Origin of the sequence: Shouchella sp. JSM 1781072 (genome assembly GCF_041949915.1) — a bacterium.
GTDB lineage: Bacteria > Bacillota > Bacilli > Bacillales > Bacillaceae_D > Shouchella.
In genome coordinates this window covers 602,982-625,714 of record NZ_JBHFQE010000002.1, presented here as the reverse complement: position 1 = coordinate 625,714, position 22,733 = coordinate 602,982, and the positions used below count along the sequence as shown (strand labels likewise).

Here is a 22,733-nt window from a genome sequence, read left to right as displayed (position 1 = left end):
TGAAATTCGTGCGAAATTGGCTCATGAGATGTAAGCAGTATTCCTCAAAGACATTTTTAATTATGAGCAGATTTATTCTTATTAAAAAAGGAGCGATTAATATGTATGAAGACGTAAAGAAGAAGTTAAGAGGTTCTGTAGCCCCAGTCGTTACACCATTTAAAGAAGATGAGTCCATTGATTTTGAAGCATTTCGTTCGTTAATTGATTGGCATATTGAGAGTGGAAGCCATGCATTATCGGTGACAGGTACAACAGGTGAACCGAGCTCCCTTACGGTAGAAGAGCGCGTTGAAGTGATGGAAGCTGCGGTCAAGCATATTAACGGACGTGTACCGTTCGTTCCGGGCACAGGGTCAACGAATCATAACGAGACATTATTTTTAACAAAAAAAGCACAAGAGCTTGGTGCTGACGCGGCTTTAATCATTGTTCCTTACTATAATCGCCCGTCACAACACGCGCTGTATAATCATTTCAAGTTGATTGCGGATGCGGTTGACATTCCGATTATTATTTACAACATTCCAGGTAGAACCGCAGTGAATTTGGATGTTAAAACGCTGGCTCGGTTAAGTAGAGACTGTGACAACATTATTGGCGTGAAAGAGTCGAATAAAGATTTCGAACATGTAAACCGTGTTCTGCATGAGTGCGGGCGTGATTTCCTCCTCTATTCAGGCATTGAACTGCTTTGTTATCCGATGCTGGCGATTGGTGGAGCTGGTCATATTAGTGCCACTGCGAACATTGTCCCTGATAAAGTTGCTGAGATTTACAATGCTTGGGAAAAAGGCGATGTGAAGCGGGCGCTCGATTTACACTTTGAACTTCTACCGCTTAACGACGTCCTGTTCAAAGATACAAATCCAGCTCCATTAAAAGCAGCGATGGGGATGATGGGCAAGATTGAACCTGTTTTACGTAAGCCAATGGCATTGCCGACGGAAGCATTGCAAGAGGAGATCAAGACCGTTTTGGCAGATTATGTCCAAGTTGCGTCACATTCTTAATGAAGGAAGGAGTATCAGCATAATGGAACAACAAACGAAGCGCACGTGGAATCGAGAAGAGATTCAAGTAGATACGATCCAGCACTATATTAATGGCACCTTTGTTTCATCACATAGTGGAGAGATGTTTTCAAATATCGATCCTTTTAAAAATGAACCGATTAATGAAGTGGCTTCAGGGGATGAACGAGAGGTTGAACAAGCGGTTGAAGCAGCTCGGCACGCAATGAAAAATGCTTGGGGAACGATGAAAGTCGAAGAACGAATGGTGTACATCAATCGAATTGCAGATTTAATTGATGAAGAAATCGAGGAAATTGCGCATTTAGAAGCACTGGATACGGGTCTTCCCATTAGCCAAACAAAAAAAATGACTGCTCGTGCCGCAGAGAATTTTCGCTTTTACGCACGAATGGTTCAGTCGGTGCTCCACGGAGAATCGTTTCCGGTTGATGATACGTTTTTAAATTATACCGTCTATAAGCCGATTGGTGTGGTCGGTCTGATTACACCGTGGAATGCGCCGTTTATGCTGGAAACATGGAAAGTTGCGCCTGCTTTAGCGACTGGAAATACTGTTGTTTTAAAGCCGGCAGAATTATCGCCTTTAACGGTGAACAAGCTTGCAGAAGTCATCGATCGTGCTGGATTACCAGCTGGCGTCTTTAATGTGGTGCATGGGTATGGGGAGACGGCTGGAGCGGCTCTTGTTGCCCACAAAGATGTAGCAGCTATTTCTTTTACTGGGGAAACAACGACGGGTACGACGATCCTAAAAAATGCTGCGGATACGTTGAAAAAGACGTCGATGGAGCTTGGTGGGAAGTCGCCATTAATCGTGTTTGATGATGCAGATGTGGATCGCGCGCTAGATGCAGCGGTATGGGGAATTTTCTCGTTTAATGGGGAGCGCTGTACGGCAAATTCACGGGTTTTTCTTCATAAGAACATTAGAGATTCGTTTATCGCTGCCATGAAGGAGCGGGTAGACAATTTAACGCTTGGTGATTCGATGGACTCATCAACTCAACTTGGGCCACTTATTAGCAAAGACCATATGAACAAAGTAAACAGCTATATCGAACTAGCCAAAGAAGAAGGTTGTGAGGTTTACCAGGGCGCGGTGCCGACTCATTTACAAGAAGGAAACTTTGTTCCGCCAACGTTACTGTTGAATGCGGAAAATCATATGCGCGTTTGTCAGGATGAAATCTTTGGTCCTGTTGTAGCCGTTATTGAATTTGAAGACGAGCAAGAAGTAATTGATGCGGCAAATGATGTAGAGTACGGACTTGCTGGTTACGTGTGGACAAGAGATATTCAGCGAGGACACCGTGTCGCGCAAGCAGTAGATGCTGGAATGATTTGGGTAAATGCGCAAAATGTTCGTGATCTAAGAATCCCATTCGGCGGGATGAAGGCGAGTGGAATTGGTCGCGAAGGTGGTCACTATGCGATGTTTGAATTTTATACAGAGCCGAAAGCGATTCATATTGCGTTAGGGGACCATCACATTCCACAGTTCGGAAAAAAGTAAAAGGAGGCGCTCCACATGCCAGCAAAAACAGGCCAGCAATATATCGATCGATTGAAAAAAGCAAATAATAATGTCTACATTCATGGAGAGCGAATTGAAGACGTAACGGAGCACGCGGCAACGAAAAACGTCGTTCAATCTATGGCGCGACTATATGATCGTCAATACGAGAAAAAAGAGAAAATGTTGTACACGTCCGATCAAACAGGCGAGCAAGTCGGAATGACGTTTCTGCGACCAAAAACAATTGAAGATCTCGTGAAGCGTCGTGAAGCAATTCAGGAATGGGCACGCATTTCCGGAGGTATGATGGGGCGTTCACCTGATTACTTAAACGCTGAAGTAATGGCGATGGGTGTCTCCAATGAATTGTTTGCTGAAGATGAGCAACGGTTTGCAGATAACGCAAAAAATTACTATGACTTTGCTCGTGAACAGGACATTAGCTTAACTCATACACTCATTCATCCACAGGTAAATCGAGAAAAAGCACAACATGAGCAAAAAGATGCGAATGTTGCGCTCCATTTAGTTGAGAAGCAGAAAGATGGCATTATTGTTGATGGCATTCGTCTACTTGCTACTCAGGGCGGGATCACAGATGAAATTTTAGTCTTCCCCTCAACGGTTAAGCCAGCAGGTGAAAAAGATGATCCGTATTCCCTTGCGTTTGCGTTACCGAACAATACACCAGGGCTTAAATTTCTAAGTCGTGAATCATTTGATTATGGGAGGAGCGCTTGGGATCATCCGCTGTCGTCACAGTTTGAAGAAGGAGACGCAATTGTCTCGTTTGAGAATGTATTTGTACCGTGGGATAGAGTCTTTGTTTGCGGAAATTCTTCCATTTGTAATCGAACGTTCCGCGATACAAATGCGGTTGTTCATATGTCTCATCAAGTTGTATCAAAAAACGTGGTCAAAACGGAGTTTCTATTAGGTGTTGTGCTTAAATTAATGGACGCGATTGGCATTGACGGATTCCAACATGTAAAAGACAAAGGAACTGAAATCATGTTAACCCTTGAAGCGATGAAGTCACATCTTTATCGAGCGGAGCAAAGCGCAAAACTGGATCAGTGGGGAACGATGACACCTGATTTTGAAGCATTAAATGCAGCGCGTAACTGGTACCCGCGGGTTTATCCAAGGTTAAATGAAATTTTGCGTGTGCTAGGTGCGTCAGGATTAATGGGCATACCAACAGAAGCGGACTTCCATCATAGTGAGATCGGACCGATTTTACACAGAGGCTTACAAGGAAAGAACCTTGAAGGGTACGAAAAAGTACAATTATTCAGACTTGCTTGGGATATGACGATGAGCGCGTTTGGCAGTCGGCAGATGCACTATGAGTATTATTTCTTTGGTGATCCCGTTCGAATGGGAATGGCGTATTTTGATCAATTTGAAAAAGAGTCATACAAAGGGCAGGTTGACGAATTTTTAAAAAGCATACCTGGAGTAAAACCGGAAATGGTAGGGGGCGCTTAAGATGAACGAAGCAAACATCATTCGAACCGGGCGAGCTGTACTGCATGTTAAGGATTTAGAAAAGGCAAGAGATTTTTACATTGATAGTCTGGGGTTTATTGAAACAGAATCAACGGAAACAGAATTATACCTGCGTGGCTTAGAAGAACATAATCATCATTCGTTGCTGTTGAAAGAAAAAAATGTTGCAGCTGTAGAAGTAATGAGCTACAAAGTATACGCTGAATCGGATTTAGACGTGCTTCATGAACAGTTGACACAAGAAGGGCTTAAACCGATTTGGGTGGAAAAAGGTGAACAGCATGCCATCGGAAGAACGTTGCGTGTGCAAGACCATTCAGGTTTACCCATTGAATATTATGCAGAAATGGATGTAGTGGATCGATTGCTGCAGCGCTACGATCTATACAAAGGCGCAAGGGTTCAGCGCATCGACCATTTTAACAACATGGTTCAGGATGTAGAAGAAGCGTATGGCTTTTATACAGAAAAATTAGGATTCGCTTGTTCGGAGTATACGGCAACAGATGAAGAGCGGATATGGGCGGCATGGCTACATCGTAAGCCATCTGTACATGATGTCGCGTTTATGAATGGGGTAGGGCCAAGGCTTCATCACGTTGGCTTTTGGTTGAGCGAACCACTTGCGCTCATTCATGCTTGTGATGTGCTAGCTGCAAAAGGCTATGCGCCTAGTATTGAGAGAGGGCCAGGTCGTCATGGGCTTTCGAATGCATTTTTCCTATACGTTCGTGATCCAGACGGACATCGAATTGAACTATACAATGGTGATTATTTAACAAGTGATCCTGATTTCAAGCCAGTACGTTGGAGCATCAATGATCCAATGCGTGGAACGTTCTGGGGTCATGAAGCACCTGATAGCTGGTTTAATGAAGCATCAATCGTGTTAGATGTGACAACAAGTCAACCGGTGGAGACAAAGAAGCCAACGATTAAACAAGGAAAGCCACAATTTGTGATTTAAGGAGGGGAAAAGACGATGGATGATCGTTTATTTCGCACAACCATGAGCAAGTTTGCGACTGGTGTGACGGTTATTACAACGGAAATTGATGGCGAATTTCGTGGGATGACAGCGAATGCGTTTATGTCGGTCTCCCTTGATCCAAAGCTCATCTTAATATCAGTCGGAAATCAAGCGAAGATGAAAGGCTACATTGATCAAGCAGGGATGTTTGCGGTGAACGTCTTATCTCATGAACAGGAAAATGTATCAAAACAGTTCGCTGGACAAATAAAAGATGATCGTGCGGCTACGTTTTCAACGTTTGCTGGCTTACCGGTAATTAACGATGCCCTAGCAAGTGTGGCGTGTGACGTCTATGACACAACGGTTCAAGGAGATCATACGTTATACATTGGAAAAGTGAGAGATGTCGTTGTGACAGATGCGGACCCTCTAACGTTTTATTCGGGTAAGTATGGGATGATTTCCTCTGGTGAGAGCGTTCCCCGTTCTTGAATGATGAATAAAGATAAATCGTCAAAAAAGTAAGACGTCGTAATCAGATGTCTTACTTTTTTTCTCTTGTCTCAAAAGATTCGAGCGTGTTTAACTTATGCTGCCGCGCAAACAATTCAATTTCTGTTTCATCCTGTTTGCTCGTGATTAATTCAATCAGTCTATCGTGTTCCGCTAAAGAATACGGTGCACGCTTAGGGTTACGCAAAAAGCTTGTCTGATGAATGGTATTTAGTCGTTCGCGGTATTGTTCAATGCTTTGAACAATTAATGCATTTGGGCAATGTTCATAAATGAAGTGATGAAAGGTGCGGTTCAATTGACTGACATGCTGTAGGTCGAATTGAGCCAATGATTGTTTCATATCCTCGTTCAGTTGAACGAGATGTTGAAGCTCGGGCACTTTTAAAGATGGAACTGCTAATCGTGTAGCATATCCTTCAAGAATCGCAACGGCCTCCAACGTTTCCTTATAGCGTCCATGATCAAAAGAACGTACAACAGGTCCGACGTTCGGTACATAATTAAGTAATTGCTCAGACTCAAGTTGATGAATGGCTTCACGAACGGGGATGGCACTAGAGCCTAATTCTTTTGCAAGTTGATCAATGACAATACGTTGACCAGGGCCGTAACGTCCGTCTACAATCCGTTTTCTAATCGCTCGATATGCGAACTCACGTTTACTTACTTTATTCGTTTTCATACCCATACTATACCTTTAGGATGAACCCAGAGCAACCGCAATTAAATGTTCTGTTTTCGATCTTGTTTTGCTTGATTGATGTTAAAAGGAAGCGGGTTTGGTTTGTTAATGACTTCTTTTAAACTTGGTCTAAACAAAATATCTTTCCATTTATCTGGCTGAAAAGGAAAGAGTGGATATAAGTATGGGACGCCGACTGAATGAAGTTGCACGGTCAAAAGAAGAAGGACGGTTGTGCCTAAAAATAGCCCAGTAAATCCCAAGAAGTGAGCAAGAAAAACAAGGGAAATGCGAATGAAGAAAATAGGCGATAGCAGTCCGCGATGCAGTACTGGGAAGCTTGTAATATAACAAATCCCGATAATAACAATGGTTACTGGGTGAAATAAGTTTACTTCGGTAGCGACGTCACTAATAAGCATAGCACCGATAAATGTCACAGCAAAAATCGCATTTCCAGGTAATCGGTAAGACCCATCCATAATGAGCTGCATAAGCAAAATGACAAACAATAACTCAATGGGAAAAGGAGCTAACGTATCTTGGGTTTTGGCTAACTGTTCCCTTAAATTAGCCGGGATATCCTGTAAATGAAACCGCTCAATCGCAACTGCAATGGCAGGAATAAACGTTGCAGTTAAAAAATAAAAGTAGCGTAACGGTCGTGCCCCGTATTTTCCGAAGTCTGAAAGGTAGTCATCTTGATTTTGAAAAAAATGATAAAACACGCTAGGGGCGAGTAGAGCTAAAGGAGAGCCTTCCACAAGAATAATGACCCTTCCCGCAGCAAGAGCCATAGCACAGGCATCTGGTCGATCAATGGACATTGTGCGCGGAAATAACATCCCTTTTCCTTCTAATGCATCTGTTGCTAATTGATTAATAATGGCTTGACTCACTTTAATATCGCGTAAACGCTTTTTTACTTCCTCAACGAGTTGGGGATCGGATACGTTATGGACAGACAGGACTGATATCTCTTTTTTTGCCTCTGACCCAATCGTTAAGGTGTCGACCACAAGATTCGGACTGCGATAATAATTCCGCAATAAGTTTAAATTAACCGAAATATCCTCCGTTAAACCGGAAGCTGGACCTTCATAAACACTACTACTTAACGGAACTTCAACACTTCGAACATTCCAGTTTGAACAATTAAAAAGATACGCTTGATCTTTATTAAAAAGTAAAATCGCTTTACCGTTAAGTAGGCCATCCACACATTCTTCTACAGTTGTCGCTTCGTTTGGCTCACCATCTTTAAAAAGTGTACCGAGTTGATTATAGGAAATGGATTCTTTTACAAATTGTTGGATAGGTTCTAGTAAGAACAGGTGAATTTTTTGTTCGTCAACTGTATTCGGGAGATAGAGGAGCTCTGCGTCAATGTCTACCCCAATCATCACATTAAGCGATCGTATTGTATTTGGGTTGTGAAAGGTTTGACGAATGAGTGCTGCATTTTCTTTTAAACGATTTGTTAGTAAGGCCATAGAAAATTGTCCTTTATGTACAAGATAGATGTAGTTTGTAACGTGTTTTGTGATTTATGCAGAGAGATTAGGATGCACCAATAATGGGCATTTGCGTAGGATATAAAAAGATATAAAGGGGAGGTAACGGTATGCAACATCATCGAATTGTTTCGTCTTTTTTTCCTCCTGGTAGTGGAGGGACATTCCCAGGACAAGGAGGTTCGGGATTCCCACAAGGTCCATCAGGCGGAGGGGCATTCCCAGGGCAAGGAGGTCCAGGATTCCCACAAGGTCCGCCAGGCGGAGGACCACCGGGTTGGGGGCCATTTCCAGGTCACGATGGACCAGGTTATCCGCAGCCGGGTCCACCAGGGGGCGGTGGCTCGCAAGGACAGAGTGGAGAACCACCAGGCCCACCACCAGGGAATCCGCCACAACTTCAATCAGTAAGTGCTTTTGCTGTTGATCCTGGAGCGATAAATGGGTGTTTATTTCGCTACACATATATACGGTTAAACAATGGGGATCAGTTTTGGTTTTATCCAACGTTCGTAGGCAGAAACTCTGTTGCTGGCTATCGTTGGTTTATCTTTAGGTGGGTTTATTTTGGCATTGATACGAGAAGAATCAGTGCATTCCAATGTGTATAAAGAAGAAAGAAAGAAGAGAAATCATTTTCTCTTCTTTTTATTTTGAAAACAAGAGCAATTACGATGATTAGAGAGGATATGGAAGAAATTCTAGCACTGATTACGCTTAACAACGTTCAAACGCCTTCTTGATACATAATCTAAGTTAACGCTGTTTGCGAAAAAAACGCGATCATCCTATTATATAAAAGGGTTAAGAAAATACAGTTGAATTTGAAAATATTGGTTTCGTTTAAATCCAAGCGGGTAAAAGAAAGACGAACACCAATGTTATAAATTGAATAAAGGAGGAAGACATGGAACAGTCATCAGTATTGACTCTGCAAAAACCAACTGTTGAAGATGGTGCTGCGATGTGGGAACTAGCTGAAACATCGACATTGGATTCAAACTCCGTTTACAAGTACATTATGATGTGCGAATATTTTGACGAAACGTGTATTGTTGCACGTGAAGGTGACGAAGTTGTTGGTTTTATTACCGCATTTATTCCGCCAAAGCAGCCGGATACACTGTTTATTTGGCAAGTTGGGGTAGCAGAATCCCAAAGAGGTAAAGGACTTGCTTTAGATCTATTGGAGCGTCTCATTGAGCGTGATGTTTGTAGAGACGTTAGATATGTAGAAGCAACCGTTACACCTTCTAATAAAGCCTCTCAATCACTATTCAAGAAGCTTGCTCGTAGCCAAGGCACAGCTTGCAACATTTCTGATTGTTTTGGAGAAGAACTATTTCCTGGTGATAACCATGAAGAAGAAAAAACGTTTCGCATTGGACCGATTAAAGGTTAAGAATTTAAGGAGGAAAACCGTGAATAAAACAGATATGAAGATTTTTGAAGAAAGAGAATCTGAGGTAAGAAGCTATTGTAGAAGCTTCCCGACTGTATTTACGAAAGCTAAAGGTTCGACAATGTGGGATGAAGAAGGCAACGAATACATTGATTTCTTTGCAGGTGCTGGGGCACTCAATTATGGTCATAATGATGAAAATATGAAAAAAGCGCTTGTTGATTACATTATGAGTGATGGCATGACTCACTCTCTTGATATGGCGACTACCCCGAAAGCAAACTTCTTATCAGCTTTCAATGAAACGATTTTAAAGCCAAGAGGGTTAGACTATAAAGTTATGTTTCCAGGACCAACCGGAACAAATACAGTAGAAGCTGCGTTAAAGCTTGCGCGTAAAGTAACAGGCCGAACAGATATTATTAGCTTTACGAATGGTTTCCACGGAATGACGATAGGCTCACTTTCAGTCACAGGTAATGCGTTTAAGCGAAAAGGCGCAGGTATTCCACTAACTAATGTTGTAACGATGCCGTATGACAATTTTCTTACGGAAGAACTAGATACACTTGACTATCTCGAACAATTCCTCACTGAAGGTGGTTCAGGAGTTGATATCCCAGCAGCAGTTATTCTTGAAACCGTCCAAGGTGAAGGTGGCGTCAATGCTGCGCGTACGGAATGGTTACAGCGATTAGAGCGTATTTGTAAAGAGCACGATATCTTGATGATTATTGACGATGTGCAAGCAGGAATTGGACGGACTGGTTCTTTCTTTAGCTTTGAAGAAGCTGGATTGAAGCCGGATATTGTCTGTTTATCAAAATCGATTGGCGGATATGGTCTGCCATTAGCCTTAACATTGTTTAAACCAGAGCTAGACATCTGGGATCCAGGTGAGCATAACGGGACGTTTAGAGGGAACAATCATGCATTTGTTACGGCAACTGTTGCATTAGATTACTGGAAATCACCAGATTTTCAAGAATCAATTCAGAGAAAAGCCGAGCTTGTAAAACAATTCCTAACTACGATTGTTGAAAAATACCCAGAATTAAATGGAACCGTAAAAGGCAGAGGGTTAATGATGGGAATAGGGTGTGGAGAGCCGGCTATAGCAGGGAAAATTGCGGCTGAAGCATTCTCAAGAGGACTCATTATGGAAACAGCAGGTTTTGAAGATGAAGTGTTTAAATTGTTCCCAGCGGTGACCATCCCTGAGGACAAGTTAAAAGCAGGTCTCGCTATTATTGAAGAGAGCGTGCGAGCGTCTCTAGGTGTTAAAGAACCGATTCTAAATTAATTTTTTGTAGGAGGTTTTTCAAATGAAAGTTGTAAAACTAGAAGATATTTTAAATACAGAACGCGATGTTGACGGTGGTAACTGGAGAAGTCAAAGAATTGTTGTAGAAAAAGATGGAATGGGTTATTCGCTACACGATACGCAGATTCGTGCAGGTACGGAAACACATCTTTGGTATAAACATCACCTTGAATCGGTTTATATCATTGAAGGTGAAGGTGAAATTGAAACCATTAAAGACGGGAAGATTTGGCCTGTGAAAAAATTTGAGTGCTACGTCTTAGACGAGCACGATGAGCATTATTTACGTGCTACAACGGATATGCGCATGGTTTGTGTATTTAATCCGCCAACTACTGGAGAAGAAATTCATGATGAAGACGGTGCATACCGTTTACCAGAGCATATGCAAAAATAAAACGAGGGGGATGCCCCTCGTTTTTTTAAATTCATGTTGATGCGCCATTCTCCTCAGCCAGGTAGTGAGAAAAGGGACTTATTCTTCTCTTTCTTTAACCTCAATCTGTTCGTTGTTTCGTCCCGTTCGCTTAATTTCAAAATTACGAAAGAGTACGTACATAGAGATGCCGTTAAGACCAAGTACCATGAATGATAGCGCAAGGAATAGGAAGAACTCGACTCCGCCAAACATCGCATAAAACATGGTGATGGCACCGATGACGATGTTGAGAATACCTAAAGCCATCATCCAACCCCATTGATTAACGTCCCATTCTTTTAATTGAAGCGATCCTGAAATTCGAAGAACGCCGGAAAAAATAAGCCACATCGCTAAGAAGAAAATAACAGCAATGATGCCGACAAAGGCATTAATTAAGATGAGGATACCTAAGATAAAGGATAAAATCCCATCTGCCAACACCCACCCTGATCGTTTAATCTCATTTCGGTCAAGGATGTACGTAATGGTGGTGATAATTCCGCTTACGAGCATAATGACACCTAACCCAATTGTAAACGTGAGTAATGTTGTTGCTGGTAAGAATAAAGCAGTAAAACCAAGTACAAAGAAAGCAATGGCAACGACCATGAGTAATGTACGTAAATAAGTTTGTTGCATGAGAATGCGTTCCTCCTTAAAAATCTAAGATGTCTTTTTTACATGTTCGATCAAATCTCTAAGTATATCTACCCAGTAACAAAGGAGATCTAAACTTGTGAAAAAGTGAACAATTTGTTACAACGTTTTTAAAAAGGGTAACAGGGGATCGTTTAATCGATTTCACAATTGTTAATGGTCGCCATTTTAAAAAGAACGTCTGTCTTTTTCGAATCATATTTGAGTAAAGACACGCATTAAAATTGTTAAGCTTTTCTTAAAAGTGAGCGCATAGCATACAAGTGAGTGTCTGAAACGATATACTTATCATAAGGCTAGCTAAAAGAAAGGGATGACAGAAATTGACAGCCATCTATGGACATCGTGGAGCAATGGGGATCTATCCAGAAAACACGCTACCTAGCTTTCAAGAAGCATTGGCAAATGGTGTGGAGGGCATTGAATTAGACGTTCAATTAACGAAAGATAATCAGTTTGTCGTGTTACACGATCCAACCGTTGACCGAACAACGAATGGCACAGGTCATGTGAATGAGATGTCACTCGAAGAAGTAAAGCGTCTTAGTGCAGGAGAGCCGTTCACGCATTTAAAGAAGTATAATGAGAGTTGGATGACGATTACTATACCAACTTTGGAAGAAGCGCTCATGATGATGGCATCTTATCAGATTGAAGTAAATATTGAACTAAAGCCGAACCTTTCCGAAAAAAAGGGAGTGGAGAAAGCGTTACTGGACGCTGTGCAACCATTTACAAATGATGTAACGATTAACTTTTCTTCGTTTCATCTACCTTTATTGCAACGGATGCGCCAAGTAAACGAGAAGGTAGAACTTGCTTGGTTAGTAAAGTTTGACGTTCCTTATCCAGTCGATTATTTGAATACGTATCACATTGATTTGTTTCACATCTCAAAAAAAATAGCACTTGCTGAACACTCTTCGTTTGAAAAAGCGAGGATGCTGCAGCAATCGCGGGTGTGGACAGTAAATGATGAAGAAGAGATGAAGGCACTCATACAAAAAGGCGTTAAAGCCATCATGACAGATTACCCAAAAGTCGCTCTCGATTTAAGAAAGCAGCTAGCTCTGTGAGCTAGCTGCAATTTTTTTATCCATCTGAAAATGAAAAGTTAAAGCGTACGGAATCTCCTACTTGATTACCAGAGTGGTCTCGCGCTCCGGAAAAAACACCATAGATCGAGTAAATATCTGTAACAGGAATGGATCCGTCTAGCATGTATAAGAGCGAAACCCGTTGTGGGGTAGAGTCTTCTAACGCGTCGTAACCAACGCCTAATCCGCTAAACATGGAATGTGGGAGAAATTCGTGCCCACCACTTTCAAGAACGAGTAAATGGGCTGTATTTTGTAGTGCTGTGCTTCCTGTGTTTTGTAAGACAAGATCTACTTGTATAAATTCAACATGATCTCCTGCAACTCCAGCAAGATCGGGTTCGGTTACCTCGCCACTAACTAACTGAATTTGATCAATTTGATAGAAGAGTGGGCCCGATTGATAAGGTCCTAATTTCGTCCGTTGTTTATGTATCGTATAAGTGCCTGTCTCGTGGTGAATCGTTTCGCCAACTTCGCCGTAGACCGTAGGAGAAGCTGGATAAGGATCACTTACCGGAGTTTCTGTAATAGCTGGAGCCTGGGTCTCTTCCTCAGATGCTGACGTTGTCTCTTCTTCTGAATTAGTCTCTTCACTCTCGCTTTGTTCCGATTCTGCGTCTGTTGCTTCATTTGAAGTAGACTCGCTTTCGTCTTCCTTCGACTCTTCAATCTCCTCCTCTTCTTTATCGTTTTCCTCTGTCTCCGCATCTTCTTCCTCTTCTGTGTTTTCTTCCTCTAACTGCTCGATCCATTCCTCAGCTAGGACAGCCATTTGATTTGACTGTTCAAAGTACAATTTTTGCGACAGTTTTTCTCCGTTATAGGATTCTCCTGAATTCGAACATGCGGTTAATAGAAAAAACGTAAGTGTGCCGCACATCATATAAGAATGTTTCTTCTTCATAGAACACCTCGCCTTTCCCCTTAACAGTACCAGTCAGTGAAAGCTGTTACAAGGTTTGGCTCGTCGTTTTCATGAGAACACGAAGCAGGCTTGTATTGATAGTATTTAGAACGAAAGCAAAAGGTGTGAAGAAAGTCTAAGGAAAAAAGATGGTTGTTCCTGTTTTTATATGGATATTATTCATCTATAATGACTGCGGAAAAAGGCTGAAATCCCTTTGTTCTTAAGAGAAGCTATGAATGATTAGTAGTTATAAAGGTGTGTATCATTTAGCATGATTTTTATCTTCAATAACGAAAGACCTGCGTCAATAGACCGTTATTTTCATGATGCACACCAATTGAAAATGGGGTAGAAGAGTTCGCATACATGGTTTCCCTTCTTGTATTAAACAAAAGATCCAAAAAACGGTATGCCAAAAAGAGTATAGACTTTCTAACTATGGTATCCGGACTATTGAAACGGTTTTCATTAAACGGTATTCTCTCATAGTGTATAGGACACAGGGGGGGCATTATTATAAGATGACAAGACTATCTAGAGTAGAAAAAATTAGAGTAGAAAAACGAGATCAGCGTATTAAGTTAATACGTACAGGGGTAATCACGACGTTTGCATTAGGGTTAGCAGGATGTGTTCAAGCATCGGCACAAGGGGAACTTATGCCAACCAATCAAAGCATACCACTGAGCCACAAAGACATGGATGAACATAAAAAAGAAACGCATCCAAATTACTTATATTCTATGTATAGATATGATCGACTCGACCACGAAATCAAAGTATATGGGTTTAAAAACACGAATGACGAAAAAACAGACAAATGGACCTTCACAAGCAATAAGCAGACTGGTACGCTGGAAGATCCACTTCCTAAGGTGCATGTAGTTGAGGAAGAGACAGTTTCTATTGAGTCATCCACAACCAATCATGAAGAGCGCTCTGAACCATCTAAAGAAGCAATTTTAAACGTGGATCCTTTAAACGCACGAGATCAGGATCAGCTACATGAGAAAGAGAACAAGGAGAATTTAGGTGAAGACAATCAATTGGGTATTGAGCAAACGGAAAACATTCAAGAAGCGGCAACAGTTAAAGATTCGAACAACGAACTTAATAAGGAAGAATCGAAGCCATTGGTCAAGTGGAACAACCACGGAAAAGTCGTTTATGTAGAACAAACACGTTTTGCGATTGAGACAGAATATGGAGATAAATGGTTTGTTGTTGATGAAACGGAAACGATAAACCAGCTTAAACCAAATATGGCGGTCAGCGTTTATTATCAAGAGGTCGACAATATGAACGTTGTAACAGACTTTTTTATTACGTATAAACCTGAGGATGCAATAGAAGAAGACAAATTGGAAGGAACCTACCTTTCATATGCTGATGATAATCAGAAAGCCATTCGCATCTACATTCCTCATCAAGAAGTAATTTACGATTTAGCACCATCCTTATATGATATGACTCTTTATGACTATGGAACACCTATTACGTTTACAACGAAATTTGATGAAGAAGGCAAGCTGATTGTTACATCGATTAACAACGCTTCATCTTAACGATCGTTTCCAAGCGAAAGGAATGTTCGTGAGTGATGTTGTTGCGCTCATGAACATTCTTTTTTTCAACCAAAGTCTTCATTCATTTTTGGTTGTAATCAAACCAATACGCTAAATATTTGTAGTCGCCCCATTTGTCGTATACGCTTTCTAATTCTTTTTTTGAAGGCGCTACGCCTTGAAAATAAGTTTGAATGACATGTCTTTTGTATTCAGAATCTACTGGAACGCCGTCATACCGACCAATAATCATTGCTAGAGAATTTCGTGCATAGGGGCCGACACCTTTGATTTCATTAAACACGTCAGCTGAAGCCGTATGGAGGTAGCGTTCGGGCTGGTTGAGTATTTTTTCCGCCGCATCAAGAATGTAGCGACTGCGGTAACCAACTCGTACATATTTCTGCAAAAATGATTCGCCTGCATCTAAGATCGTCTCAGGGGATGGAAACGTATAGAACGTTCGACCAAACCCATTTGTGCGATTGCCTAATTGACTCGTCAACAGTTCGCTCATCTGGATCGTTTGCTGCCAGCGCGTATTTGTTGTAAAGAGAACCTTTATCATATCCTCAAATAACGAAGGAGAGCGGAGCAACCGTCCTCGTTTATGCTCTTGTAGAAACGCTAATTCTTGATAAGTTTCACACAGTGTATAGAAAGGTTGGAACGCTTCGTCTAAGCGAAACATCCAGCTCACTTGATTCCTTACCTCTGTTTGTTCAAATTCAGTCAAATTGGTGTTGACGTCAACGGACAAATTCATACCGTCCATTGAAATTTTCGCGACGACAATTTTGTTTGTTTCTAACACAAGCGGTCGATAAAACGATTCTTTTTCTGCATCCCAGTGACTGGGCGCTAACATCCACCAACCATGAGAAGTAACCGCATCTTTAAAATCAAATGGCTCTTGAATCGGGATTTGCATAGAAACCTCCTATCTTACGTGACGCCTAAGTCTGTACGCCAACTTCCTTGTTGTTTTCGAATACTGACAATTTGACCAATGTGGTACGCATTATGAAGTGTGAGGTGGGTAAGATCAGTCATCGCCTCAGTAAAATCTTCTGGTTTTGCTTCCTTGACGGCATCACGCCACTTAAGCATTAATTCATTCAAATAAGCTGCCGCTTCAGGCCATGAACGTTGATTACTTATGTTGAACGTATCCGCTATGGAGTCAACAGGCTCACGGTGTACAGATATCTTTTGAAATCGATCTAAGTAGCGCTCATTATAAAAAATTAGATGCTCCACAATCCCCCAAATACTATTTGATTGATCTGAACTTGTCCAGGCTGCTTGTTCAGGTGTGATGTCTTTAACGGCATGGTTTAACGGGACGAACCAGCCTTGTTGATCATGAATGACACCGAGCTGAATAAGAATGAACTCTCGCGTACTCAAATGAATCCCTCCTAAAAGTTTTAATTCTTCAATTTTTTGCCATTATAGCATGATCAAGAAGAGAAAGAATAGCGCGAAAGATTCGTTTCTTATTTGAATATCAATTACACTAGTAGAAAAGGAGGCGTAAAGCATGAATTTACATTTACATGAAAAGGTTGTTATCGTGTTAGCGGCTAGTAAAGGGTTAGGTCGGGCTGTTGCGGAAAAATTTGCGGAAGAAGGCGCTCAAGTTGTGTTAGCGAGCAGACGTTCAGACGAGCTAAAAAAGGTGGCTGATGACATTGCTAAGCGTACGGGGAATCCAAATCTTTATACAAAAACATGCGATATTACAAAAGGAGAAGACATTAAACAACTGGTAGCCTTTACAGTTGATATGTTAGGAAAAGTGAATGTGCTTGTAAATAATTCTGGCGGTCCTCCAGCAGGCGGAATTGAGCAATTTACGGATGAAGACTGGCAACGGGCTTATGAATTAAATCTATTAAGCTATGTTCGCGCGATTCGAGAAGTCGTTCCACATATGCAGGCGCAAGGTGGTGGCCATATCGCGAACATTGCATCGTCTTCTATAAAGCAAACATTAGAGTCATTGTTGCTATCAAATACGTTTCGAGCAGGCGTAGCAGGACTTTCCAAGAGTTTATCGCAAGAACTTGCGAAAGACAACATTTTAATTAATACAATCGGCCCGGGAAGAATTGCTACAGATCGATTACTTGAACTAGATGATAGAAAGGCAGAGCAACTTCATCAGTCACGTGAAGAGGTAAGAATGAAAGAAGAACAGTCAATTCCGCTAGGACGCTATGGAACTCCGGAAGAATTTGCAAATCAACTTGTTTTTCTATGCTCTGGAGCGAATACCTACGTGACTGGACAAGCGCTGATAGTAGACGGTGGGCTTGTAAAAGCTCTTTGAAACTATGAATAAAGGTGCATGCGTCTCGCAATAAATACAGGAGAAATCAAATTAATCTTTTAAATCTAAGAAAACCGGGTATAGAGTCATAAGGCGATCTACAATAAAAGGAGAGATTATAAAATGGCTAATACAAAAGTAGCAGTAATTTACTACAGTTCAACAGGAACAAACTATCAACTTGCACAGTGGGCGAAAGAAGCAGCTGAGGGAAATGGGGCGGAAGTGAAACTAGTGAAATTTCCAGAACTAGCTCCAGATCAAGCGATTGATTCAAATCCAGCATGGCGTGAACACATTGAAGCGACGAAACATATACCAGAGGTTACGGCTGACGATATGCTGTGGGCAGATGCCTATATTTTCAGCGTGCCATCCCGTTTTGGCGTAGTACCTGGACAAGCGAAGCAATTTTTTGATACATTAGGCGGGCTTTGGGGCCAAGGAAAGCTTGCTAATAAAGTGGTCAGTGGTATGGCTTCTGCAGCGAATGCGCATGGCGGCCAAGAGCAAACGATCTTATCTCTTTACACCACAATGTATCATTGGGGAGCTATTGTTGCTTCACCAGCTTACACAGACCCCGTTACATTTGCAGCAGGTGGAAACCCTTACGGAACAAGTGTAACGGTCGATGGAGATGGAAAAATGGTCGAAGATGTGAAAGAAGCTGTAGAACACCAAGCGAGACGCACAACGTCCGTTGCGAAGGCAATTGTAGAAGGTTTAAAGTAAGACGAAGTATAGGAAGTTCTAATGAGAATTAGAGCTTCTTTTTTTATGTCCAAAACGCTTGACCTATAGTGGACTCCAAGAGCTATGATCGGATAAACGCTGCTGCCATCATCGGAAAAATGACGTTATAGGATTTGAAGATGCGGGAATGGTTCATACAAGCGTTATAAAAAGCAATCTGCTGAAGGAGGCATTTTACAAATGAATGTAAAAGCAAGAGCAGTGAATGGTCCAACAGAAGCATTTGAAAAGACAGAGATTTCACGGAGAAACCTTGATCAACATGATGTATTAATCGAAATTAAGTATGCGGGAATTTGTCACTCTGATATCCATACAGCGAGAGGTGAGTGGGGCGACGTTCATTATCCTTTAGTTCCTGGGCACGAGATTGCTGGGATTGTGGCGGAAGTAGGGAGTGACGTCACTTCTTTTAAAGTAGGCGATCGCGTCGGTGTTGGCTGTATGGTCGATTCTTGTGGAAAGTGTGTAAGCTGTCGTGAAGGAGAAGAGCAATACTGTGAGGAAGGAAATATTCAAACCTATGGTGGAATTGATAAGCACGGGGAGCATACGCAAGGTGGCTACTCGACGCACATTGTTGTGACAGAAGGGTTTGTTCTACGAATCCCAGATTCTATCCCTTTTGATGCTGCGGCACCACTTCTTTGTGCAGGCATTACCACTTACTCTCCGTTAAAAAAGTGGCAAGCCGATACAGGGAAAAAAGTGGCTGTCATTGGTCTTGGTGGACTAGGTCACCTAGCAGTGAAAATCGCACATGCCATGGGAGCGGAAGTAACTGTTCTATCACAAACATTGAAGAAAGAACAAGATGGTCTGACGTTTGGCGCAAAAAATTATTATGCCACAAGTGACCCAGAAACATTGACGAAGCTTGCCGGTTCTTTTGATTTAATTATTAATACGGTAAGTGCAAAGCTAGATATGAGTGCTTACTTAAATCTATTAGCTTTAAACGGCACATTAGTAAATGTCGGTGCACCAAGCGAGCCGCTAGAGGTGAATGCATTTTCTCTTATTAGTAAAAGAAGATCTTTTGCCGGTTCAATGATTGGTGGCATTAAGGAAACACAAGAAATGTTGGATTTCTGTGCAGAGCATAACATCCTCCCAGAAATTGAAGTGATTTCAGCAGACCGTATTGATGAAGCGTACGAACGTGTACTTGAATCGGATGTTCGCTACCGTTTCGTTATTGATACAAGCACGATTTAAGAAAAGCTAAAGAAAAATTGTATATGATAAATTAGGTCAATCATTCATAAAAATGGCGGCGATCCTATGAAGAGCATACATGTGAGCCACTTGGTCATGCCGAGCGACTCACACGTGCTTAGGGTCGCCCGCTGTTGCATGAAGAAGGAAGTTCTCATGCATCTACGATATAAGATTCTTTCTTTCTTCTTACGTCTTGCAGGTCAGCTAGTAACTCCTGCTCCATTTGATTTAGACGCGTTAAGACCGACTTCACTTCTTTTAAGAGGGACGAGGCTTTGTCGTACGAATCTCTTATTTCGCCATGGACCATCCAATCAACGATTAACCCATCAAAGAAATAATCGGCAAATGTGAGAAATCCATCAATTTGAATATGAAAAGAAGTAAATTGATTGACGTCTTTCAGTTCTTCTTCCAACTTTCTTAATAAACGTTGAACGTCATGAATATCAGATCTTGCATCATCTACATAGCTATGTTTAAACGCAGTTGTGAGAAACCCGCCTCCAAACATGTCGGCAGTGGACCAATCACTCGCCTTATCCAAAGATCGAAGGGTTTGCGCTAACGCTTCTTTTGCTTGAAGTCCGATCTCTTTTGCTTCTAGCACTTCATTCATTTGTACTTCGGCTGTTGAAGCAGCCTCAATTAGAGCGTGCAAAGCTTTATGATTCTCTGTTAAAAGATGTTGTTTCTTCTGTTGAATTAAGTCTTGGTACTCATCCTCTGGTGTTCCTAACGTATCTAGATATACATGGATCTCTTGAAGTTCCTCGCGTAAATCGTTAATAGTTGCTTCAGCCTCTTCGTATTTCAACTGAGCTTTAAGCACAGATTCTGATCGTTCGTCGATCTTTTCAGCTTTTCTTCCTGTAACTGTGTGAATTAAATTAGAAAATGTTAAGCCTTTTAAGCGATCCACATTCTCTTGTTTTTCTGTTAGAGCTTCTTTTAATCTCTGCGCTTCTTGTTTTCTTTCTTCTAAATAAAGCATAATTCGAGCCTCATGTCCGCGCCATTTCTCGTATAGTCGCATGCGATCCTTTACATCAGTAAAAGCTTTTTCGTAATCTTTCACGTGTTAACCCCGCCTTTCCTCCTATAGAAAACGTATAAAAAAAGAAAAAGTTTCATTCCAACGTGCAAATCTGATCCAAAACCAAGAATTTGACATATTGAAAGGGTCATGTTCGTTGATGGTCTTGCGTAATTTAATAGAGGATATGGAAGCGTTTTAGCGAAACGTTATGTATAGCGAAGTGTAAAAGGAGCGTGAAGATTAGAATGAAAATAGGTTTGAGTTCATACAGTTTAGTTCAGGCATTGAATGATGGTCGATTAACAATTCTTGAAGCAATTGATTGGGTGAAAGAGCAAGGTGGGACTCATATGGAACTCGTCCCTTATGGCTATACGGTTGTAGACAACTATGATTTAGCTAATCAAATTAAAGAACAAGCTGCCAAGGCAAAGATTGAGCTCTCTGCTTATTGTATGCCTGCAAATTTCATTCAACCAACGCAAGCGGCTTTTGATGAAGAAGTGGAGCGAATTAAAGCGCACGTTGACGTCGTGCATCATATGGGAATTAAAATCTTGCGTCATGATGTAACGGCGTTTTCGATGAAGCCTGATGAGATGTCAATTCACTATTTTGATGATCATTTTGAAGAAATGGTTTTAGGGAGTCAGCTCATTGCCGATTACGCGAAACCTTTAGGCATTACGACCACAATTGAAAATCACGGTTTTAACGTGCAGTCGAGTGACCGGGTTCAACGGGTGTTACGTGCGGTAAATCGCGATAATTTTAAAACAACCTTGGATATTGGCAACTTCTTATGTGCGGATGAAGATCCGTTAGTTGGAGTGAAGAAAAATCTTCCGTATGCGGCTACCGTTCATTTCAAAGATTTCTATATTCGACCTTATTATGAGAACCCTGGTGAAGGCGCATGGTTTAGAAGCTCAAATGGCCATTATTTGCGTGGAGCGATTCTCGGTCATGGCGAGCTACCAATTCGAGAGATTATCCGACAACTTAAAGTAGCAGGTTATGATGGTTACCTCGTTATTGAATTTGAAGGAATGGAAGATTGTTTTCTCGGGTCGCGCATTAGTATGAATAACTTAAAGCGACTTTGGAATGAAGTAACGGTAGATGGCTGGAAGTCAGTAGAAGGGGCGAGAGCGTAATGATGAATGTTGTCGTGATTGGATTAGGATCGATTTCAGAAATGCATATTAAGTCGTATCAGAAAAATCCAAGCGTTTCATTAGTCGGATTATGTGATAAAAATCAAGCGAGGGCGCAGGAAAAAGCAGCTCATTATGATGTGAAACACGTATTTACTGATCCTGAAGAAGTGTTTCAAAATCCAGAAGTCGATGCAGTTAGCATCTGTACTTGGAATCAGACTCATGCGGATCTAGCCATTCGAGCGCTACGTGCTGGGAAACATGTTTTAGTGGAAAAGCCGATTTCGATGACTGTGGCAGAAGCGGAAAAGGTTCAAACTGCTGTGAAGGAAACAGGGAAATTGTTGCAAGTTGGGTTTGTCCGACGGTTTGGAACAAACGCTCAAGTATTAAAATCGTTCATTGATCAGGGGAAGCTCGGGGACATTTATTATGCAAAAGCATCTTTGTTAAGAAGGCTTGGAAATCCAGGAGGCTGGTTTGCTGATAAAGACCGATCAGGAGGAGGACCGTTAATCGATTTAGGTGTACACATTATTGATAGTTGTTGGTATTTAATGGGTAGACCGAAAGTGAAGTCGATTACAGGACACGTCTACGATCAATTAGGAAACCGAGGTAACGTTCAGAACCTCTCGTTCTACAAAACTGCTGATTACGATGCATCTTCAAACACAGTGGAAGATTTAGCGAACGCTGTTATTACGTTTGAGAACGGGAGTTCATTAATGGTTGATGTGTCTTATTCTCTCCACACGAAAAAGGATCAACTTGCCATGCAAGTATTTGGCACAAAAGGTGGGGCGGAGCTCGAACCAGAATTAATGCTTGTAATGGAAGAAAACAACACGATTTTAAATGTTGAACCACAAATCGACCATCGCACCTTTGATTTTGATAATGCCTTCCAAAAACAAATCGATGCCTTTGTGGATGCCTGCATAACGGGAGGCCCTTCTCTAGCACCTGTAGAAGACGGATTAGAGATTATGAGAATTCTTGAAGGCATTTATCAAGCATCTGCACAAAAAAAGCCTGTTCAATTATAGAGAGGGGAGAACCTAGTTCAGCATGATTTAAGTGAACTAGGTTCTTT

At 41.5% G+C, this 22,733-nt stretch carries 23 protein-coding genes; 16 read left to right on the top strand and 7 right to left on the bottom strand.

Going from position 1 to position 22,733, the window contains the following annotated elements; translation table 11 throughout:
• Positions 1–62 precede the first annotated feature (62 nt).
• Genes hpaI through ACE1TH_RS12725 form a run of 5 tightly spaced genes read left to right on the top strand, consistent with a single transcriptional unit; the run spans position 63 to position 5,530 of the window.
• The gene (gene hpaI / locus ACE1TH_RS12745) at positions 63–1,013 is read left to right on the top strand and encodes a 2,4-dihydroxyhept-2-ene-1,7-dioic acid aldolase (RefSeq protein ID WP_375079181.1); all 951 of its coding nucleotides are present in this window, start codon (positions 63–65) and stop codon (positions 1,011–1,013) included.
• 22 nt (positions 1,014–1,035) lie between these two features.
• Positions 1,036–2,550, top strand: a complete 1,515-nt coding sequence (gene hpaE, locus ACE1TH_RS12740; RefSeq protein ID WP_375079180.1) for a 5-carboxymethyl-2-hydroxymuconate semialdehyde dehydrogenase — start codon at positions 1,036–1,038, stop codon at positions 2,548–2,550.
• A 15-nt stretch (positions 2,551–2,565) separates the two neighbouring features.
• Positions 2,566–4,044: a 4-hydroxyphenylacetate 3-monooxygenase, oxygenase component gene (gene hpaB / locus ACE1TH_RS12735; protein WP_375079179.1), complete on the top strand. Its 1,479-nt coding sequence runs from the start codon at positions 2,566–2,568 to the stop codon at positions 4,042–4,044.
• Between the two features lies 1 nt (position 4,045).
• A complete protein-coding gene (gene hpaD, locus ACE1TH_RS12730) occupies positions 4,046–5,032 on the top strand; it encodes a 3,4-dihydroxyphenylacetate 2,3-dioxygenase (protein ID WP_375079178.1) in 987 nt (328 codons plus the stop codon).
• 15 nt (positions 5,033–5,047) lie between these two features.
• Positions 5,048–5,530 (top strand): flavin reductase family protein, encoded by a 483-nt coding sequence (locus tag ACE1TH_RS12725; protein WP_255224486.1) that lies wholly within the window; start codon positions 5,048–5,050, stop codon positions 5,528–5,530.
• Between the two features lie 52 nt (positions 5,531–5,582).
• Here the strand turns inward: ACE1TH_RS12725 and ACE1TH_RS12720 are convergent, their stop codons facing one another.
• Both ACE1TH_RS12720 and ACE1TH_RS12715 read right to left on the bottom strand, forming a co-directional pair.
• Positions 5,583–6,236 (bottom strand): GntR family transcriptional regulator, encoded by a 654-nt coding sequence (locus tag ACE1TH_RS12720; protein WP_375079177.1) that lies wholly within the window; start codon positions 6,234–6,236, stop codon positions 5,583–5,585.
• Between the two features lie 41 nt (positions 6,237–6,277).
• Positions 6,278–7,729 carry a spore germination protein gene (locus ACE1TH_RS12715; RefSeq protein WP_099303113.1) on the bottom strand — a complete coding sequence of 484 codons (1,452 nt, stop codon included), beginning with the start codon at positions 7,727–7,729 and terminating at the stop codon, positions 6,278–6,280.
• 131 nt (positions 7,730–7,860) lie between these two features.
• Between ACE1TH_RS12715 and ACE1TH_RS12710 the strand changes: the two genes are divergently transcribed.
• The 4 genes from ACE1TH_RS12710 to ACE1TH_RS12695 all read left to right on the top strand — a co-directional run bounded on the left by ACE1TH_RS12710 (position 7,861) and on the right by ACE1TH_RS12695 (position 10,873).
• Complete coding sequence (locus ACE1TH_RS12710) at positions 7,861–8,361, top strand: hypothetical protein (protein ID WP_255224489.1); 501 nt, start codon at positions 7,861–7,863, stop codon at positions 8,359–8,361.
• Positions 8,362–8,657: 296 nt separating this feature from the next.
• Positions 8,658–9,152, top strand: coding sequence for a diaminobutyrate acetyltransferase (gene ectA / locus ACE1TH_RS12705; protein ID WP_099303109.1), 495 nt, complete (start codon positions 8,658–8,660; stop codon positions 9,150–9,152).
• 19 nt (positions 9,153–9,171) lie between these two features.
• Positions 9,172–10,455 carry a diaminobutyrate--2-oxoglutarate transaminase gene (gene ectB / locus ACE1TH_RS12700; RefSeq protein ID WP_176554389.1) on the top strand — a complete coding sequence of 428 codons (1,284 nt, stop codon included), beginning with the start codon at positions 9,172–9,174 and terminating at the stop codon, positions 10,453–10,455.
• A 22-nt stretch (positions 10,456–10,477) separates the two neighbouring features.
• Positions 10,478–10,873 (top strand): ectoine synthase, encoded by a 396-nt coding sequence (locus ACE1TH_RS12695; RefSeq protein ID WP_099303107.1) that lies wholly within the window; start codon positions 10,478–10,480, stop codon positions 10,871–10,873.
• Between the two features lie 78 nt (positions 10,874–10,951).
• On the opposite strand, the gene ACE1TH_RS12690 is transcribed toward ACE1TH_RS12695, so the two are convergent.
• Positions 10,952–11,536 (bottom strand): HdeD family acid-resistance protein, encoded by a 585-nt coding sequence (locus ACE1TH_RS12690; RefSeq protein ID WP_099303105.1) that lies wholly within the window; start codon positions 11,534–11,536, stop codon positions 10,952–10,954.
• Positions 11,537–11,877: 341 nt separating this feature from the next.
• On the opposite strand from ACE1TH_RS12690, the gene ACE1TH_RS12685 reads away from it, so the two are divergent.
• Entirely contained in the window at positions 11,878–12,630 is a 753-nt protein-coding gene (locus ACE1TH_RS12685) for a glycerophosphodiester phosphodiesterase (protein ID WP_375079176.1), read from the top strand.
• A gap of 16 nt (positions 12,631–12,646) precedes the next feature.
• Here ACE1TH_RS12685 and ACE1TH_RS12680 read toward each other — a convergent pair whose 3' ends face one another.
• Positions 12,647–13,558, bottom strand: coding sequence for a hypothetical protein (locus ACE1TH_RS12680; protein WP_099303101.1), 912 nt, complete (start codon positions 13,556–13,558; stop codon positions 12,647–12,649).
• 524 nt (positions 13,559–14,082) lie between these two features.
• Here ACE1TH_RS12680 and ACE1TH_RS12675 point away from each other — a divergent pair.
• Positions 14,083–15,126, top strand: coding sequence for a hypothetical protein (locus ACE1TH_RS12675; RefSeq protein WP_375079175.1), 1,044 nt, complete (start codon positions 14,083–14,085; stop codon positions 15,124–15,126).
• An 82-nt stretch (positions 15,127–15,208) separates the two neighbouring features.
• On the opposite strand, the gene ACE1TH_RS12670 is transcribed toward ACE1TH_RS12675, so the two are convergent.
• Both ACE1TH_RS12670 and ACE1TH_RS12665 read right to left on the bottom strand, forming a co-directional pair.
• A complete protein-coding gene (locus ACE1TH_RS12670) occupies positions 15,209–16,057 on the bottom strand; it encodes a DNA-3-methyladenine glycosylase family protein (RefSeq protein ID WP_099303097.1) in 849 nt (282 codons plus the stop codon).
• Positions 16,058–16,071: 14 nt separating this feature from the next.
• Positions 16,072–16,536 (bottom strand): DinB family protein, encoded by a 465-nt coding sequence (locus ACE1TH_RS12665; protein WP_176554388.1) that lies wholly within the window; start codon positions 16,534–16,536, stop codon positions 16,072–16,074.
• Between the two features lie 133 nt (positions 16,537–16,669).
• Here ACE1TH_RS12665 and ACE1TH_RS12660 point away from each other — a divergent pair, with 133 nt between their 5' ends.
• The 3 genes from ACE1TH_RS12660 (at position 16,670) to ACE1TH_RS12650 (ending at position 19,435) form a co-directional block, all read left to right on the top strand.
• Positions 16,670–17,461 (top strand): SDR family oxidoreductase, encoded by a 792-nt coding sequence (locus ACE1TH_RS12660; protein WP_375079174.1) that lies wholly within the window; start codon positions 16,670–16,672, stop codon positions 17,459–17,461.
• Positions 17,462–17,584: 123 nt separating this feature from the next.
• Positions 17,585–18,196: an NAD(P)H:quinone oxidoreductase type IV gene (wrbA, locus tag ACE1TH_RS12655; protein ID WP_099303091.1), complete on the top strand. Its 612-nt coding sequence runs from the start codon at positions 17,585–17,587 to the stop codon at positions 18,194–18,196.
• A 201-nt stretch (positions 18,197–18,397) separates the two neighbouring features.
• Positions 18,398–19,435: an NAD(P)-dependent alcohol dehydrogenase gene (locus ACE1TH_RS12650; protein WP_375079173.1), complete on the top strand. Its 1,038-nt coding sequence runs from the start codon at positions 18,398–18,400 to the stop codon at positions 19,433–19,435.
• Between the two features lie 154 nt (positions 19,436–19,589).
• Here ACE1TH_RS12650 and ACE1TH_RS12645 read toward each other — a convergent pair whose 3' ends face one another.
• On the bottom strand, positions 19,590–20,516 hold the full coding sequence (locus tag ACE1TH_RS12645; RefSeq protein WP_099303087.1) for a hypothetical protein: 927 nt from the start codon (positions 20,514–20,516) through the stop codon (positions 19,590–19,592).
• Positions 20,517–20,722: 206 nt separating this feature from the next.
• Between ACE1TH_RS12645 and ACE1TH_RS12640 the strand changes: the two genes are divergently transcribed.
• Both ACE1TH_RS12640 and ACE1TH_RS12635 read left to right on the top strand, forming a co-directional pair.
• On the top strand, positions 20,723–21,634 hold the full coding sequence (locus tag ACE1TH_RS12640; protein WP_255224493.1) for a sugar phosphate isomerase/epimerase family protein: 912 nt from the start codon (positions 20,723–20,725) through the stop codon (positions 21,632–21,634).
• 2 nt (positions 21,635–21,636) lie between these two features.
• Positions 21,637–22,686 (top strand): Gfo/Idh/MocA family protein, encoded by a 1,050-nt coding sequence (locus ACE1TH_RS12635; RefSeq protein ID WP_099303469.1) that lies wholly within the window; start codon positions 21,637–21,639, stop codon positions 22,684–22,686.
• Positions 22,687–22,733 lie beyond the last annotated feature (47 nt).

Excerpts from the sequence above, each read along its gene's own strand:
- ACE1TH_RS12650 (WP_375079173.1), top strand. The coding sequence starts at position 18,398 with ATGAATGTAAAAGCAAGAGCAGTGAATGGTCCAACAGAAGCATTTGAA.
- hpaD (WP_375079178.1), top strand. The coding sequence starts at position 4,046 with ATGAACGAAGCAAACATCATTCGAACCGGGCGAGCTGTACTGCATGTT.
- ACE1TH_RS12675 (WP_375079175.1), top strand. The coding sequence starts at position 14,083 with ATGACAAGACTATCTAGAGTAGAAAAAATTAGAGTAGAAAAACGAGAT.
- ACE1TH_RS12725 (WP_255224486.1), top strand. The coding sequence starts at position 5,048 with ATGGATGATCGTTTATTTCGCACAACCATGAGCAAGTTTGCGACTGGT.
- ectA (WP_099303109.1), top strand. The coding sequence starts at position 8,658 with ATGGAACAGTCATCAGTATTGACTCTGCAAAAACCAACTGTTGAAGAT.
- ACE1TH_RS12635 (WP_099303469.1), top strand. The coding sequence starts at position 21,637 with ATGAATGTTGTCGTGATTGGATTAGGATCGATTTCAGAAATGCATATT.
- ACE1TH_RS12660 (WP_375079174.1), top strand. The coding sequence starts at position 16,670 with ATGAATTTACATTTACATGAAAAGGTTGTTATCGTGTTAGCGGCTAGT.
- ACE1TH_RS12715 (WP_099303113.1), bottom strand. The coding sequence starts at position 7,729 with ATGGCCTTACTAACAAATCGTTTAAAAGAAAATGCAGCACTCATTCGT.
- ACE1TH_RS12680 (WP_099303101.1), bottom strand. The coding sequence starts at position 13,558 with ATGAAGAAGAAACATTCTTATATGATGTGCGGCACACTTACGTTTTTT.
- ACE1TH_RS12690 (WP_099303105.1), bottom strand. The coding sequence starts at position 11,536 with ATGCAACAAACTTATTTACGTACATTACTCATGGTCGTTGCCATTGCT.
- hpaB (WP_375079179.1), top strand. The coding sequence starts at position 2,566 with ATGCCAGCAAAAACAGGCCAGCAATATATCGATCGATTGAAAAAAGCA.
- hpaI (WP_375079181.1), top strand. The coding sequence starts at position 63 with ATGAGCAGATTTATTCTTATTAAAAAAGGAGCGATTAATATGTATGAA.
- ACE1TH_RS12670 (WP_099303097.1), bottom strand. The coding sequence starts at position 16,057 with ATGCAAATCCCGATTCAAGAGCCATTTGATTTTAAAGATGCGGTTACT.
- ACE1TH_RS12695 (WP_099303107.1), top strand. The coding sequence starts at position 10,478 with ATGAAAGTTGTAAAACTAGAAGATATTTTAAATACAGAACGCGATGTT.
- ACE1TH_RS12710 (WP_255224489.1), top strand. The coding sequence starts at position 7,861 with ATGCAACATCATCGAATTGTTTCGTCTTTTTTTCCTCCTGGTAGTGGA.
- wrbA (WP_099303091.1), top strand. The coding sequence starts at position 17,585 with ATGGCTAATACAAAAGTAGCAGTAATTTACTACAGTTCAACAGGAACA.
- ACE1TH_RS12720 (WP_375079177.1), bottom strand. The coding sequence starts at position 6,236 with ATGAAAACGAATAAAGTAAGTAAACGTGAGTTCGCATATCGAGCGATT.
- ACE1TH_RS12640 (WP_255224493.1), top strand. The coding sequence starts at position 20,723 with ATGAAAATAGGTTTGAGTTCATACAGTTTAGTTCAGGCATTGAATGAT.
- hpaE (WP_375079180.1), top strand. The coding sequence starts at position 1,036 with ATGGAACAACAAACGAAGCGCACGTGGAATCGAGAAGAGATTCAAGTA.